13 protein-coding genes are annotated in these 15,513 nt (G+C 43.0%); 9 read left to right on the top strand and 4 right to left on the bottom strand.

Features of this window, described 5'->3' with window-relative positions; genetic code table 11:
* Positions 1 to 509: 509 nt before the first annotated feature.
* The gene (locus tag PSE69_RS09205; RefSeq protein WP_121874731.1) at positions 510 to 3,080 is read left to right on the top strand and encodes a class I adenylate cyclase; all 2,571 of its coding nucleotides are present in this window, start codon (positions 510 to 512) and stop codon (positions 3,078 to 3,080) included.
* A 7-nt stretch (positions 3,081 to 3,087) separates the two neighbouring features.
* Here PSE69_RS09205 and cyaY read toward each other — a convergent pair whose 3' ends face one another.
* On the bottom strand, positions 3,088 to 3,405 hold the full coding sequence (gene cyaY / locus PSE69_RS09200) for an iron donor protein CyaY (protein ID WP_004915539.1): 318 nt from the start codon (positions 3,403 to 3,405) through the stop codon (positions 3,088 to 3,090).
* Between the two features lie 277 nt (positions 3,406 to 3,682).
* Here cyaY and lptM point away from each other — a divergent pair, with 277 nt between their 5' ends.
* The 8 genes from lptM to PSE69_RS09160 all read left to right on the top strand — a co-directional run bounded on the left by lptM (position 3,683) and on the right by PSE69_RS09160 (position 11,649).
* The gene (lptM, locus tag PSE69_RS09195; protein WP_004915541.1) at positions 3,683 to 3,862 is read left to right on the top strand and encodes an LPS translocon maturation chaperone LptM; all 180 of its coding nucleotides are present in this window, start codon (positions 3,683 to 3,685) and stop codon (positions 3,860 to 3,862) included.
* A 21-nt stretch (positions 3,863 to 3,883) separates the two neighbouring features.
* Positions 3,884 to 4,708 (top strand): diaminopimelate epimerase, encoded by an 825-nt coding sequence (gene dapF, locus PSE69_RS09190; RefSeq protein ID WP_014657285.1) that lies wholly within the window; start codon positions 3,884 to 3,886, stop codon positions 4,706 to 4,708.
* 27 nt (positions 4,709 to 4,735) lie between these two features.
* A complete protein-coding gene (locus tag PSE69_RS09185; protein ID WP_004915546.1) occupies positions 4,736 to 5,440 on the top strand; it encodes a DUF484 domain-containing protein in 705 nt (234 codons plus the stop codon).
* Positions 5,422 to 6,351, top strand: a complete 930-nt coding sequence (gene xerC / locus PSE69_RS09180; RefSeq protein WP_004915548.1) for a tyrosine recombinase XerC — start codon at positions 5,422 to 5,424, stop codon at positions 6,349 to 6,351. Before PSE69_RS09185 ends, xerC begins: the two co-directional genes overlap by 19 nt.
* The gene (gene yigB, locus PSE69_RS09175; RefSeq protein ID WP_004915551.1) at positions 6,351 to 7,067 is read left to right on the top strand and encodes a 5-amino-6-(5-phospho-D-ribitylamino)uracil phosphatase YigB; all 717 of its coding nucleotides are present in this window, start codon (positions 6,351 to 6,353) and stop codon (positions 7,065 to 7,067) included. The genes xerC and yigB overlap by 1 nt, the downstream gene beginning before the upstream one ends.
* A 49-nt stretch (positions 7,068 to 7,116) precedes the next feature.
* Positions 7,117 to 9,288 (top strand): DNA helicase II, encoded by a 2,172-nt coding sequence (uvrD, locus tag PSE69_RS09170; RefSeq protein ID WP_272675207.1) that lies wholly within the window; start codon positions 7,117 to 7,119, stop codon positions 9,286 to 9,288.
* A 212-nt stretch (positions 9,289 to 9,500) separates the two neighbouring features.
* Entirely contained in the window at positions 9,501 to 10,799 is a 1,299-nt protein-coding gene (locus tag PSE69_RS09165; protein WP_121874730.1) for a hypothetical protein, read from the top strand.
* Positions 10,800 to 11,064: 265 nt separating this feature from the next.
* A complete protein-coding gene (locus PSE69_RS09160; protein ID WP_004915561.1) occupies positions 11,065 to 11,649 on the top strand; it encodes a 2OG-Fe(II) oxygenase in 585 nt (194 codons plus the stop codon).
* A 53-nt stretch (positions 11,650 to 11,702) separates the two neighbouring features.
* On the opposite strand, the gene prfH is transcribed toward PSE69_RS09160, so the two are convergent.
* From prfH to PSE69_RS09145, 3 genes are all read right to left on the bottom strand, one after another.
* Positions 11,703 to 12,314 carry a peptide chain release factor H gene (prfH, locus tag PSE69_RS09155; protein ID WP_225829670.1) on the bottom strand — a complete coding sequence of 204 codons (612 nt, stop codon included), beginning with the start codon at positions 12,312 to 12,314 and terminating at the stop codon, positions 11,703 to 11,705.
* Positions 12,311 to 13,447 (bottom strand): RNA ligase RtcB family protein, encoded by a 1,137-nt coding sequence (locus PSE69_RS09150; protein ID WP_072502700.1) that lies wholly within the window; start codon positions 13,445 to 13,447, stop codon positions 12,311 to 12,313. Before PSE69_RS09150 ends, prfH begins: the two co-directional genes overlap by 4 nt.
* A 288-nt stretch (positions 13,448 to 13,735) precedes the next feature.
* Positions 13,736 to 15,457 carry an amidohydrolase gene (locus tag PSE69_RS09145; protein ID WP_060561490.1) on the bottom strand — a complete coding sequence of 574 codons (1,722 nt, stop codon included), beginning with the start codon at positions 15,455 to 15,457 and terminating at the stop codon, positions 13,736 to 13,738.
* Positions 15,458 to 15,513 lie beyond the last annotated feature (56 nt).

Genomic DNA, 15,513 nt, shown 5'->3' with positions numbered 1-15,513 from the left:
GCCTCCTAAACCCTCCGTTTATAGAGCGCATTATTCATAAAAATCTTCTCTTTATGATTGAGATAAATAAGAGGGAGCCATCGTAAACAGAGAGTGCCATCCCTATTTTTTTAGCTATTTGTGCTGTGCAGGGAGTAAAAAAGTTTCAATTTACGTCAATCTAGTGGTGAAGCGTTCAAGCATAGGCGCAATGCGAATTAGATTTGAAATAGGCGCTGGATGTATGTTTTTTGAACGAACGAACAATTTGTTATTATTCCATTGATAAACAAGGGATATTCGGGGGTTATAAAAAATAAAAAGCCTTTTTATACAATATGTTGAAAATTAATTTGTATCAAAAATACACAGATAAAATTATGTGATCTACTTTACCCTTTTGCTGCAAGGTGTTAAATTGATCACGTTTCCGACAATTCATTTGAAAAAAATTTTAAATATATTTCTATCTGTTGGGTGCTGGGTTTTACCCAGATTTGTTGTTAAGTTCATTCAGCCAGGCGTATCCCTTGTATCTCTATATTGAAACTTTAAAGCAGAGACTTGATGCGATAAACCAACTTCGGTTAGATCGCGCGACAGCGTCAATGGATGAAACCTTTTGTAAGGTTTACAGCCTGCTGCCTGTCTTGTTTCATTATCATCACCCTATGATACCGGGTTATATCGAAGGGAATGTCCCTTATGGCGTTTGCTTCTTCACCCCCGACAATGACCAAAAACTTTGGTTATCCCAATTTGGCAAGTATCTTCCCAACGCAGAAAAAGCGAATGGTGAATTACCGATAACGGGAATTTACTCGATGGGTAGCACCTCCTCAGTTGGCCAAAGCCAATGCTCCGATATTGATATCTGGGTCTGCCATCCCTCATGGTTAGATAACGAAGAGAAACGCCTGCTACAAAAAAAATGTACCTTAATCGAGCAGTGGGCAGCTTCTTTAGGCATTGATGTGACAGTCTTCTTAATTGATGAAAACCGTTTTCGCCATCATGCTAGCGGGCATATCGGTGGGGAAGATTGTGGTTCAACACAACATATTTTATTGCTGGATGAATTTTACCGCACCGCAGTACGTATGGCAGGTAAAAGATTGTTATGGACTATGGTGCCAGTTGAAGAAGAGCATCATTACGATGAATATGTTATGGCGCTTTATGCACAAGGTGTATTGACGCCAAATGAATGGCTCGATCTCGGTGGGTTAGGGGAGTTGTCAGCGGCCGAATATTTCGGGGCTAGCTTATGGCAATTATATAAGAGTGTCGATTCCCCTTATAAAGCCGTCTTAAAAAGTTTACTTCTCGAGTCTTATTCGTGGGATTACCCAAAAGGTAAGTTATTGGCATTAGAATTTAAACGTCATCTTCATGCGGGTGAGATAGTTTGTTACGGTCTAGACTCGTATTGTTTGATGTTAGAACGTGTCACCCGTTATTTAATTGAAATAAATGATACCACCCGTCTTGATTTAATCCGCCGCTGTTTCTACCTCAAAGTCTGTGAAAAATTATCTAAAGATACAGAAAATGAATGCTCTGGCTGGCGACGCGATGTGCTATCTCAGTTAGTTGAATCATGGGGATGGGGTGCTGAACGCTTAGCGATGTTAGATTCGCGTAGTCAATGGAAAATTGAACGAGTTCGTGAAGCACACAATGAATTGCTCGATACGATGATGCAAAGCTATCGTAATTTAATCCGTTTTGCGCGTCGTAATAATTTAAGCGTCAGTGCTAGCCCACAAGATATTGGCGTATTGACGCGTAAGTTATACGCAGCGTTTGAAGCGCTACCGGGTAAAGTGACGTTAGTGAACCCACAAATATCACCGGATCTTAGTGAGCAACACCTCACATTTATTTATGTTCCGCCGGGTCGTGCGAATCGTAGTGGTTGGTACTTATATAACCAAGCTCCGTATATTGAAACCATTATTGGTCATCAGCCGCTCGAATATAACCGTTATTTAAATAAACTCGTCGCATGGGCTTATTTTAATGGGTTATTGACCGAAAATACTCAGGTGTATATGCATCATGGGCAATCTCAGTGTGATGAGAAGAAATTATTGGAATTGATGCATGACGTATCAGGGCACTTCCCGATACGCCTACCAGCACCGACGCCCAAAGCATTATATAGCCCCTGTGAGATTCGCCATTTGGCTATCATTGTCAATTTAGAGCAAGACCCCACCCAAGTTTATTCGAATCAAGTTGTGCATTTTGATTTTAGAAAATTAGATGTCTTTAGCTTTGGTCAAGAGCAGCGTTGTCTTATCGGCAGTATTGATTTGCTGTATCGTAACTCATGGAATGAGGTGAGAACGCTTCACTTTAGTGGCGAGCAGTGCATGTTAGAAGCACTTAAAACCATTTTAGGTAAGATGCACCAAGATGCCGCGCCACCAGACGCTGTAGAGGTGTTCTGCTACAGTGAGCATTTGCGTGGGCTAGTCAGAACGCGTGTGCAGCAATTGGTGTCAGAGTGTATTGATTTGCGTTTATCAAGTAACCGTAATGATCCGGGGCGTTTCAAAGCCCTGCGCATTGCCGGACAGACATGGGGCTTGTTCTTTGAACGCTTAAACGTCTCTGTTCAGAAGCTCGAAAATGCGGTGGAGTTTTATGGTGCTATTTCGCATAACAAACTCCATGGTTGGCCAGTAAAACTCAATGCGAAAGAGAACAACTATTTACCAGCGGTTGTCGATGGTTATGCAAGTGAAGGGATCGTACAGTTTTTCTTTGAGAATACAGCGGATAACACAGGGTTTAATATTTATGTGTTGGATGAAGTCAACCGTGTTGAGATCTACTCACATTGTGAAGGCTCTAAAGAAGAGTTGGTGCGTGATGTGAGCCGCTTCTACTCCTCATCTCATGATCGCTTCACATACGGTGCAAGCTTTATTAATTTTAACCTGCCACAGTTTTATCAAATCGTAAACCATCAAGGCAAAAGCCAAGTTATCCCCTTTTCGGGAGGCTCTTGGCCCTTCGATATCGAAAAAGATGAGATGACACACTCAGAGCATTTTGAGTCATCACCTCATCATCGCGCACACTACTATTAATGAGCCTTTAAAATGCGAAAGGTTCACCACTTTGTGTAGCAATCGCCTGTGCAAGCATATCTGTAAAACGTTGGCCTGAACGGTCGCATACCCAGTCGTTATCTTTATAATCGTAGTGATAGCCCCCCTGTTTCGTGGCGAGCCAAATTTGGTGGAAAGGTTCTTGTCGGTTGATGATGATTTTGCTGCCATCTTCAAAACTGAGCGTCATTACGCCACCATTCGTTTCACAATCGATATCCGCATCGCCGTCATAATTATCCAAATGCTCTTCGATTGAAGCCATCATTTGGTCGGCAAGTTGGTGAAATTCACTATCATTCACGGTTAGTTCCCTATTTGTTTAAATCATTCGCTAGTGGAAATTATAGGTGTGAACATCAATGGGGGTCAATTGACGGTAGAAATGTACCGGTACCCTCTGATTTTCCATGATGGCAGTTAAAAACATTTGTTGGTGGCTCCCCTTTTAAGCATTATGCTATTGTGGATGGGGAACAAAATCACGACTCAATTGATGAACAATAGTGATTTGCAAAGGCAGCCCTGTTAATCTGTTACCTTATTCAGACGTCACAAGTTAGTTTTACAGGCGAAATATAATGAAAAAAAGTTTAGTTGGACTCTCTGCGCTTATTATTTTGTTCACTCTTTCTGGTTGTGGCTTAAAAGGCCCTCTTTATTTCCCACCAGAAGATAAGGCGACATCATCACAATCATCTGATGAAACACAAAATAGCACAGCGGCAGATTCGCGAGTGTCGACCTCAAACCAACAATAAGCTGCTGCGATGGAGCGGAATATGCAATTTTCTAAAATGCATGGCTTAGGTAATGACTTCATGGTTGTTGATGGTGTCACTCAGAATGTTTACTTTTCTCCTGAGTTGATTAGCCGTCTTGCTGATAGACATACTGGGGTTGGTTTTGACCAATTACTGTTAGTTGAGGCGCCTTATGATCCTGATTTAGACTTCCATTACCGCATTTTTAATGCAGATGGCAGTGAAGTCGCACAATGTGGGAATGGCGCCCGCTGTTTTGCTCGTTTTGTGCGTTTGAAAGGGCTAACAAATAAACAAAAGATTAAGGTCAGTACCCAATCTGGACGTATGGTATTGACAATCAATGAAAATGACGATGTTTGCGTGAACATGGGAGAGCCGGAGTTTGAGCCTCAGAAAGTACCGTTTCGCGCCATCAAAGCGGAAAAGACCTATATTATTCGCGCTTTAGAACGTACAGTGTTATGTGGTGTTGTTTCAATGGGCAATCCCCATTGTGTGATCCAAGTTGAAAGCGTCAAAACGGCGGAAGTGGAAATTTTAGGCCCTGTATTGGAGAGCCATGAACGTTTCCCTGAGCGAACCAATGTTGGTTTTATGGAAATCGTCAGTGCTCACCATATCCGTTTGCGGGTGTTTGAACGTGGTGCCGGCGAAACACAAGCCTGTGGCAGTGGTGCATGTGCGGCGGTCGCGATTGGCATTCAGCAAGGGTTACTGGCTAATCAGGTAAAAGTTGATTTACCGGGTGGCTCACTCGACATAAGTTGGAATGGTCCAGGCACTCCGTTATATATGACAGGCCCTGCCAGTCATGTTTATGATGGTGTGATCCAGCTCTAAGCTTTATTCAATTATCAAGAGGTTATAATGGATAAACCGGAAGTAGCACTAGACAGCCCTTATCAAATTGATGATAGCCAAGTGGTGCGTTACTTACAGGAACAGCCAGATTTCTTTATCCGTAATGCCTCGCTTATTGAACAGCTTACAATCCCACATGCTATTCAGGGAGCCATTTCGCTCCCTGAAGCCGTCATGAACCGTCAACGTTTGAAAATCAAACAACTCGAACAAGATATCTGTTTCATGGTTGAACAGGCTCATGAAAACGGTCAACTATTTGATGAATTGCTGTATTTAGTGATTGAGATGTCAATGGCGCAGAGCCTGAGTGACATGTTAAACAGCTTGAATCGTTGGGCGAAAAAATTAGGTCTATCCGGGGCGTCTGTGCGTCTATTTAGTGATTGCTGGCGGCTATCTGCTCCGCTTGATGCCCAAGCACTTGTCGTGTCTCGACGTGCATTTGAGTCGATTCGTATTCAGCGTTTCGGTGATAAGACCCACTATTTAGGCCATTTAAACGGCCCTGAAATACAACTTTTACTGCCTGATGCCATGAATGTGGCGTCAGTGGCTATCTCACTATTTGGTCATCATGGGGAGTCTGGCATGGTGATATTTACGAGTCGCGACCGAGATCACTATCAACAGGGTATGGGAACGGTTATGTTAGAGAAAGTGGCTCAAATTCTACCGAGGTTACTTTGCCGATGGATAGAGCGCCTATAACCCCCCAGCCACAAGGGCTGATGATCCAAGTCGAAGCATTTTTACGTTATTTACAAATTGAGCGTAGGCTCAGCCCTGTCACTATCACCAATTATCGCCGTCAACTCACGGTGGTCGTAGAGATGCTGAATGAAATGAACGTCAGCGAATGGCGGCAATTAGATGCCACGAAAGCGCGCAACGTGGCAGCAAAAAGTCGTCGTAAAGGCTTACAAGCTGCCAGTATGGCATTACGTTTATCGGCATTGCGGAGTTTCTGTGATTGGATGGTGCAACAAGATAAGCTTTCTGCAAATCCAGTGACTGCCGTCCATGCACCAAAGGCCAAAAAACGTTTACCCAAAAATATGGATGTGGATGAAGTTTCAAAGTTGCTGAGCATGGAAAGCGGCGACCCGCTGGTGGTCCGTGATAGGACAATGTTAGAAGTGATGTATGGTGCGGGGTTACGTTTATCTGAATTGGTTGGGTTAGATGTTCGTCATTTAGACCTCGCGATGGGTGAGGTCAGAGTGATGGGGAAAGGGAGTAAAGAGCGTAAGATCCCATTAGGCAAAACCGCAGTGAGCTGGTTAAAGCGTTGGTTAGAAATGCGAGAGCTGTACGAGCCGGAAGATGGTGCCGTTTTTATCTCCACAAAGAGTGGTAAACGCATATCTAACCGTAATGTTCAAAAACGCTTTGAGCAATGGGGGATCAAACAAGGGGTTAATAGCCACATTAACCCTCATAAATTGCGTCACTCATTTGCAACACATATCCTTGAATCAAGTGGTAATTTACGCGGTGTGCAAGAGTTGCTCGGTCATGCAAATTTATCGACGACACAAATCTACACACACCTAGATTTCCAGCATCTGGCTAATGTTTATGATGTGGCTCATCCCAGAGCAAAAAGGGAGAAACCTTAATGCATTTTTACCGTCCGTTATCACCTATTCAGGCCATTACGTTTGACTTAGATGATACATTGTATGACAACCATCCGGTCATTGATAAAACGGAAGAAGAAGTGTTACGTTTTGTCCGTGAATATGATGCGCAGTTTAATCATTTTACCCATGATGACTTATACACTTTTCGCAATATTGTGGCGAAGCAAGAGCCTGATATTTGCCATGACATCACGCGTTGGCGTTGGTTATCATCGAAAATGATGTTTTGCCACTATGGGTACAGCCGTGAAGACGCGCAAAAAGGGGCGGATGACCTCATGGCTCATTTTACTTATTGGCGTAATCAAATCGATGTTCCTGAATCCACTCACCAAACACTCACTCAGTTAGCCAAAAAATTGCCATTGGTAGCAATTACTAACGGTAATGCAGAGCCTGATGCGTGTGGATTAGGGCAATATTTTCAGTTTGTATTAAAAGCTGGCCCGGATGGGCGCTCGAAACCCTATTGTGATATGTATCGGTTAGCCGCTCAAAAGTTAGCACTGGAGCCTCATGCCATTTTGCATGTTGGCGATAATTTGCTGACTGATGTCGAAGGTGCGATCCGCAGTGGTATGCAAGCTTGTTGGATCAATGTCGACAATAAGACGCTGATGGAAGAAAAAGATGTCCGCTTATTGCCGCATGTTGAAATTTCTCAGTTGGCTTCTCTATTGTCACTGGTATAATCATTTTTCTGTATAAAAATACAGTGGTCATCGCCACTGTTCTGCTTTGATGGTAATTATGGACGTTTCTTATCTGCTCGAAGGCCTTAACGACAAACAGCGTGAAGCGGTTGCTGCACCACGCACTAACTTATTAGTACTTGCGGGAGCGGGTAGTGGTAAAACGCGTGTGTTAGTACATCGGATTGCTTGGTTAATGGCGGTTGAGCATGCATCGCCATTTTCGATTATGGCGGTGACCTTTACCAACAAAGCGGCGGCAGAAATGCGCCACCGTATTAATCAATTGATTGGCTCAAGTGAAGGTGGCATGTGGATAGGAACGTTCCATGGTTTAGCACATCGCCTTCTACGCCAACATTATCTGGATGCTGGCCTACCACAAGATTTTCAAATTTTAGATAGTGATGACCAGTATCGGTTAATTCGCCGTTTGCTAAAAGCGATGAACCTTGATGAAAAGCAGTGGCCACCCCGTCAGGGCATGTGGTATATCAACGGCAAAAAAGATGAGGGGCTACGGCCTCAACATATTGAGTGCTATGGTAATCCGGTTGAAAGCACTTGGCTGAAAGTATATCAAGCCTATCAAGAAGCTTGTGATCGTGCGGGGCTAGTGGATTTTGCTGAGCTCCTGTTACGCGCCCATGAACTGTGGCTGAACAAACCTCATGTGCTACAACATTATCGCGAACGCTTCACCAATATTTTAGTCGACGAATTCCAAGATACTAACAGTATCCAATATGCGTGGATCCGAGTGTTAGCGGGTGACACGGGTAAAGTGATGATCGTCGGCGATGATGATCAGTCCATTTATGGCTGGCGTGGTGCACAAGTGGAGAATATTCAGCGTTTTTTGAATGATTTTCCCGGTGCCGAAACTATCCGTCTTGAGCAAAATTATCGTTCGACGAATAATATTCTGAAAGCCGCTAACGCATTGATCGCACATAATAGTGATCGATTAGGGAAAAATTTATGGACGGAAGGCGGTGATGGCGAGCCAATCTCTCTCTATTGTGCTTTCAATGAATTAGATGAAGCACGTTATATTGTCAGTCGTATTAAACAGTGGCAAGAAAATGGGGGAGCTTTGCAAGATTGTGCCATGCAATACCGTAGTAATGCTCAGTCGCGTGTACTGGAAGAAGCCCTTATTCAAAGCGCGATGCCATATCGTATATATGGTGGTCAGCGTTTCTTCGAACGCCAAGAAATCAAAGATGCCCTCTCTTATTTAAGGCTTATTGCTAACCGCAATGATGATGCGTCGTTTGAACGAGTCGTGAATACACCGACGCGGGGCATTGGTGAGCGGACGCTGGATACGGTACGGCAAACCGCGCGTGATCAACAACTGACACTCTGGGAAAGTTGTGAATATTTATTGCGTGAGCAAGTCCTCGGTGGGCGAGCGGCGGCAGCGATTGAACGTTTCTTAGAATTAGTGGATGCACTTGCGAAAGAAACGCAAGAGATGCCACTGCATGTACAAACGGATAGAGTGATCAATGACTCTGGCTTACGTGCAATGTATGAGCAAGAAAAAGGGGAAAAAGCACAAGCGCGTATCGAAAACTTGGAAGAGTTAGTCAACGCAACGCGCGACTTTAGCTATCAAGATGAAGATCAGGATCTGATGCCATTGCAGGCTTTCTTATCTCACGCAGCGCTCGAATCGGGAGATGGGCAAGCGGATATTCATCAAGATGCAGTCCAACTGATGACGCTTCACTCGGCTAAAGGTTTGGAATTCCCGAATGTATTTATCGTGGGCATGGAAGAAGGAATGTTCCCAAGCCAAATGTCGATGGATGAAAGTGGGCGTTTGGAAGAAGAGCGGCGTTTGGCTTATGTGGGGATCACTCGAGCTATGCAAAAGTTGACGATAACTTATGCAGAAAGCCGCCGTTTATATGGGAAAGAGGTCTATCACCGCCCGTCACGTTTTATTGCGGAATTACCGACGGAATGTGTTGAAGAAGTGCGTTTACGTGCAACCGTATCACGCCCTGTTAATCACCAACGCCTTGGCACACCCGTTACTCGAAATGATTCAGGGTATGCGTTGGGGCAACGTGTTCGCCATCCGAAATTTGGTGAAGGCACAATTATTAACTTGGAAGGCAGTGGTGAGCATTGTCGACTGCAAATTGCTTTTCAAGGGCAAGGGATCAAATGGCTGGTTGCATCGTATGCTCGGTTAGAAAATTTATAGTTTATTGATAAATGCCAATTCTAATTTCGCTATTAGAATTGGCATTTTTATAGTTTTCGCTTTTATTATAAACGAATTAATTAATAGCTTTATGTGGTTTTAATTAACGTATATAAAATTAAAATTTGTTTTGTTCTCCTCTCAGTTATATATTTTTAACGCTCCGCATTGCTATCAGTTAGCACGTTTATTTAAAACTAAGGGAAAATAAAATGGATTTTGTAAATAGAGATGATATAACTAATTATAAAAATAAGTTTAATGCAATAAAAAAGGATTATGATCAATTTATCGGTGATAATCAATCTGTGTTAAGAGTATTAAAAACAGAAATAAATCACCTAACTACGAGCCCATATGTAGCGCAATATAAAAGAAACCAACAACTAATACAATGGATTAATAGCGCTATTTATCATATTGAAAAAGCCAATAAAATAATATTAAAACAGTTATCCAATCACCGCTCATCACTACGTGCTTTTGAACGGGGTAAACAGCCTTTCCCTGGGGCCTTTAGTCATGGCGTGATCAAATTTGATCTCGAGTTTCCTGAGTCGGTAATGAGTGAATTGCGCTTTACGGCACGTCATGCAATCGGGCAAACAATGGATAGATTCACTGAATTGGATAAACGCGTTTCCTCGTTAAGCAGCAACAGTCCATCATCATTAGAGAAGACGCCAGTAAATAGCCCGTTCTTAGAGAGCGTACAGGTTGCACTAAAGGTGACGACGTTGGATTACCTTGATGCTTATAGAAGGCAAACCAAATTGTGTGATAAGGCGCTTTCAGATATTAAACATGCTTTTAAGGGGGTGAATTCAAAAATTAACAAAATAGAAGCGCTATCGCGTAAATTAACAGCATGGTCTACGAGAGGCGCATCAAAACAGACGGGTTTAAATAAAGAGTTACTTCTCTCTGTAGGTAATGCAACGAAAATTGCGATTCAGACACAGAAAAATAATATCGAAATACTCAATAATCACTACAGTAACGTTATAAATACGCTTAATATAAGCCGTGATGACAATGCGTATTTAACAATGGGTTCTGCCGAGCTACAAAACTATATTGATAGTTTAAATGAGTTAAAAAATAATAATTATATTTCGAATAAATTAAATGAACTCAAAGAGACTAACGTTGCCATCCATGATTTTATGGATAATGCAACTAAGGCTTATATTAAGAAGTTTCATCGAGAAGTGAATTCGGTGTACTCGTTATTAAAAGCTCAGCAAGAGCAGTTAGCAAATATTAGCGAACAATATTTATCTTCCCGTATTGCACTGCTTACCGCCTATCGCGATGACCAGAAAATGGTGGAGTCAAAACTTATTTCATCGTCCTCTCAACTATTGAGTGAGCAAATCTCAAGTTTTGAAAAAGCCCCAGAAGCTGTGAGTTGTTTTACGTATGCGACGAAGGACAATAGAGAGGGTGCATCAGCCGCACTAAAATTTTGTATGGGGAAAACCGCATTTTGTGGGCATGGAACGTGTTGATGGTTGAGGCCTTAGCGTTCGACTAGGGCGTAAAATAGATTAATTGTCATTGGTTTCATTAGGGCGTGCTCATCCTAGTGGTGAGCACTCTTGGGGTTTGTTTGTAATATCGTTGTTTTTCAAATGGTTCACTAATTTAAAATCGTTATCTTGTGGTAGGTTACTTTGATTCGAGAGTTTAATCTTTAAGATTTAAGTTTTTAATTTTAAATTTTCCACACAGTGAAGTATAAAATCATACCGAATAACCTTTCTAATATTTATCATGTCATTGAATAATCTAATTGATTCTCTTTCTACACAGGGTTGGTATGTGTGGGATGATTTTTTGAACCTGTCAGAAATAGAGGCTATTAAGGGCTGTATTCCTGATAATCTGCATGATGCGCGCATAGGTAACGGTGAGTCACTGCATGGCAATAAAGCCATTCGCGGTGATCAGACAATTTGGCTAGAGTCTGAAATGGGCGAGCCTATCGCCAGTTATATGGCGAAGATGGATGAAATCCGCCAAGCGCTAAATCGCTCGTGCTATATGGGATTGCGTGATTTTGAAACCCATTTTTGCCGTTATCCTAATGGGGCATTTTATAAAAAGCATGTGGATAATTTCCAAGGGCAAGGGCGGCGTAAGGTGACGACTGTGCTTTATATGAACGAAGCATGGAAATCTGGGGATGGGGGTGAATTGGTCGTGTATGATCAGCAGGATAATAAGCTATTTCAGCTTGACCCTTTAGCCGGTCGGATGATTGTATTTATGTCTGAAGAGTTCCCTCATGAAGTGTTACCTACCCAACAAAAGCGTGAAAGTATTGCCGGATGGTTTTTGACGGAAAAAATACTTTAAGCTTTATCTATCCAATGAATGCCACCTCCTTACGGAGGTGGGCTGTAAATGAATTAATTAATTCGTTTAAATGCTTGTCCAGAAAAGATAATGTTCGCATTTCCTCTTTCTATTTGATAATGCGCATTATGTCGTTGTTTATTTAATGCCGATGCTTGCTGATCTTGGTATTCATTTAAGCGCCAATAAATAAGCTGCTTAGCTAATTTTTTATTGGCATGCTGACTACGCTCAGATTGCACTTTGACACTGATCCCTGTTGCAAGATGTTTTGCTCTTACCGCGGAGCAGGTTTTATTAACATGCTGCCCGCCAGGACCTTGAGCTTTTATAAATTCAAACTCGATATCACTCTCTTCAATGGTTTGAATCGGCGAAAAGCGGATCACATTAATAAACCAATTTTTCCGTTTATGTTTTGGCCTTAAGGGGCTTTGACACTGCCACTGTATTGTCCCAGACCATAACTGAGCTAGCTCCTCAGCACCATGCCCTTCTAAAGCGACCAAAGCAGATTTTAAGCCATGTTTTGATGCAACCGTTTCGAGCGTATTGACCATGACTTCACGTTTTTTAGCCTCAATAAAAAAGCAAGCCAGTGCTTTTTCAACAGCGATACAGCACTCCTCGGGGCCTTGTGCAGAAGAAAATTGTAATAACATTATGCACACTCCCCACTGGTTTTGTAGGTGAGTAAGGGGCGTAAACGTGCGATAACCTCAATTAACCCTGCTCCCACCATACTTTCAATCACGGTTTCAATCGACTTATAGGATTGTGGAGCTTCCTCATAGATCAATTGTTTATTAGCACAGATGACTCGGCTACCTAATGCAGTACGCGATAGCTGTAATGGAGTATAGCGGTGAGACAACCGCCCCTTACACTCAGTACGCATCCATTTGCGGCCAGCACCGTGAGCGAGTGAATTTAAGCTCACCTCACTTGCATGAGGCAGAACTAAGTAACTGAAATCGCCACGTGACCCAGGAATAATGACCATGCCTTTGTCAGAAGGGGTTGCTCCCTTGCGATGGAGCCAACCTTGTATGCCGTTAATCGTGCAAGGTTCAACCAAGTTATGATTAACATCAAGGGCCATTTCCCCCTTTGCCTTGACCTGCTGCAACATGCGTAAGCCAATTAATTGGCGGTTTAGTTCGGCAAAAGATAATGCATGTTGGTGAGCTTCTAAATAGGCTTTCGCGTCATTTGAATGCTCTTCAAGGCCATTATGGCTATGATTTTCAACATGTTGACGTAATATGGATTGCCCTAATCCTCGGGATCCACTGTGCACAAGCAGTAATGCACACTTTTTATTTAAACCGCTTTGTGCAATCGACTCATCGTTAAATATTTTGTCGATGATTTGAAATTCAGCAAAGTGATTACCGCCGCCAATCGAGCCGAGTGAGGACATAAAATGATGGGATTTCATTTCATGAGGAACATGCTCATCGAGCCATTCTAAGGGGGCGCTATCCGGCATTGTGGATAACTGTTTTTCAAACTTATCCAAGTTTAACTTCGTGGTCTTGATATCGGTCTGAAATAAACTCATTCCACAGCCAATATCATTACCGACCAATGCAGGATAGAAACGTTGTGTTGAGAAAAATGCCGCACCAATTGGGTAACCACGACCAGGATGTAGATCTGGCATGCCTACCACGGAAACCATATTAGGGAGCGCTGCGGTTGTTTGTAACTGTTGGATTGCTTTACTTTCAATCCAAGTATTTTCTGTCGCGATATAACTGACGTGTTCGCTGACAGAATGAATAATATTGCCCATAAGTCATTAACTCATTTTTAAGGAAAAAATAAGGTGATTTAGCAGGCAAGAACTGGAGAGATAGAGAGACTATTTCTGAGTACGCCCGCAAAGAGTGTGATGAATTGTTGTCATGATGTTCCTCCTTGCAGTGTGTGAGATGGTAAAAAACGAGCGGATAATAACGACAGGGATGGGGGATTGCAAGCGGTTTTCACAAGAGTGTTGCTGATTAAGAATTGTTTACGCTTTGTAGAACGGCTTACAGAAAGACGGTAAGCCGTTTAATTATTGAGCTTAGATATCAAGTTACTGCGCGATATGGACGGTCTTACCGCCAATAATCGTACGTAATACCTTCACATTTTCAATATCATCGGCTGGGATCTGAAATACGTTACGATCGAGCACGATCATGTCTGCAAATTTACCCACTTCAAGCGATCCAATCACATCTTCTCTGTGTTGAGCATAGGCAGAGTCAATCGTGGCTGAACGAAGGACTTCAATGACCGTCATATCACGGTCATTATCCAAGCGAGGGGCTGGTTTACCATTGATATCACGTCCACGGCGAGTGGCTGCGACTTTTAAATCATACCATTCGTCAAAATCATCAATCGGCCAGTCACTACCAAAGGCGACCACAGCACCCGCATCGATAAACTTCGCGATAGGCTCTAATTGTTCAAAACGCTCTTCACCGAGCATGTTACGCTCAAAAGCGGCTAATTCAGGGGTTGGCGCAGCCCACTGGAATGAAAGACAAGCGATCGTTTTGAGGCGTGCAAATCGCTCATAATCTTTTGGATGAACCAATTCATTGTGAGCAAGGCCTGGGCGAATATCTTTTTCTGGATGGGCTGCACGCATTTTTTCGATGGCATCAAGCACAATAGAAACGGCACCTTCACCGACTGTATGTAGATGTGGGTCATAACCTGCCGCCGCAATCTTTTCCATCAATTCATCAAGAATTTCAGCAGTAAAATACAAATCGCCATAGTTATCTGTTTCAACCCAGTTTGGAGCTTCATCGGTGCCGATATTGATGCGATAAGGCTGTAACAGTGAAGCCGTCATTGTTGGGAACTGCATCACACCATCGACAAACATTTTGATATTTCGCAGGCCGATCCCCGGCGCTGGCGTCCAATCAGCTTGGTGCCATTTTTTAGCGAAAGCGACAGCTTTATCGACAGCGGCTGCAACTGAGGCGACATCCGGAGTTTCATCTGGCGTGATCTCGCGGGCAGCTTGAAAGCGAACGGTCAGCTCTTCGCGACGTTGTAGTTCAGCAAAGGCTTCTAATTGCTGCTCAGAAACACGGGCATCCATTACGGTGGTTACACCTTGCTGGTTTAACACTTTTTGTACCAGTTCAGCAACTTCAATGGCTTGGTCATCGCGAATTGATGGGATGCTGTCTGCTGCACGCATCGCCGGTGCATCTTCTAAAATCCCATTTAGTTCGCCGTTAGCATGTTTACCAATTTTACCATCGGGTGGCTCAGGGGTGTCTTTGGTAATACCAAACAATGCTAAAGCACGGCTATTTGCTAGCAGTGTATGGCAGTCATTGGAAAACAGCACCACAGGGCGATTGGTTTTCAGTTTGTCCATGTCCTCGCGGTACATATCAATACCTGCCGGTAGCATACCTTGGCGTAGCCAAGCTGTGACTTTTAGCCAATCATTTTCCCCGGTACGCGGGTCTTTATCTAAATGATCTTGGACACGTTGTAGTATCTGCTCAATCGTTAGCGACTCGTAGTTGAGGTGGCAGCCAAATAGCTGGATCCCACCCCAAAATGGGTGCATATGGCCATCGATGATGCCGGGCATCATCATTTTGCCTTCTAAATCGATACTCTCAGTTTCCGGCCCAACGTATTGGTGTAATTCCTCTGAAGTACCACTTGCGATAATGTAGCCATCTTGTACGGCAATGGCATCTACAACACTGTTTTGCTTGTCTGCGGTGTAGATATAACCGTTGAAATAAATGACATCTGCAACTTTATTATTCATTTCTAACCAGTCTTTATCAGGGCCCTATCGGTATGGGCAGGAACAAAAATAATGGG

The sequence above is a fragment of the Providencia sp. PROV122 genome, assembly GCF_028482365.1.
GTDB lineage: Bacteria > Pseudomonadota > Gammaproteobacteria > Enterobacterales > Enterobacteriaceae > Providencia > Providencia stuartii.
The sequence above is the reverse complement of the archived record's forward strand: the minus strand, read 5'-3'. Positions and strand labels throughout refer to the sequence as shown.

Bases quoted from the DNA above. Each gene is read 5' to 3' on its own strand.
- PSE69_RS09145 (WP_060561490.1), bottom strand. From the start codon at position 15,457: ATGAATAATAAAGTTGCAGATGTCATTTATTTCAACGGTTATATCTAC.
- PSE69_RS09165 (WP_121874730.1), top strand. From the start codon at position 9,501: ATGGATTTTGTAAATAGAGATGATATAACTAATTATAAAAATAAGTTT.
- xerC (WP_004915548.1), top strand. From the start codon at position 5,422: ATGGATAGAGCGCCTATAACCCCCCAGCCACAAGGGCTGATGATCCAA.
- PSE69_RS09185 (WP_004915546.1), top strand. From the start codon at position 4,736: ATGGATAAACCGGAAGTAGCACTAGACAGCCCTTATCAAATTGATGAT.
- lptM (WP_004915541.1), top strand. From the start codon at position 3,683: ATGAAAAAAAGTTTAGTTGGACTCTCTGCGCTTATTATTTTGTTCACT.
- PSE69_RS09160 (WP_004915561.1), top strand. From the start codon at position 11,065: ATGTCATTGAATAATCTAATTGATTCTCTTTCTACACAGGGTTGGTAT.
- yigB (WP_004915551.1), top strand. From the start codon at position 6,351: ATGCATTTTTACCGTCCGTTATCACCTATTCAGGCCATTACGTTTGAC.
- PSE69_RS09150 (WP_072502700.1), bottom strand. From the start codon at position 13,447: ATGGGCAATATTATTCATTCTGTCAGCGAACACGTCAGTTATATCGCG.
- uvrD (WP_272675207.1), top strand. From the start codon at position 7,117: ATGGTAATTATGGACGTTTCTTATCTGCTCGAAGGCCTTAACGACAAA.
- dapF (WP_014657285.1), top strand. From the start codon at position 3,884: ATGCAATTTTCTAAAATGCATGGCTTAGGTAATGACTTCATGGTTGTT.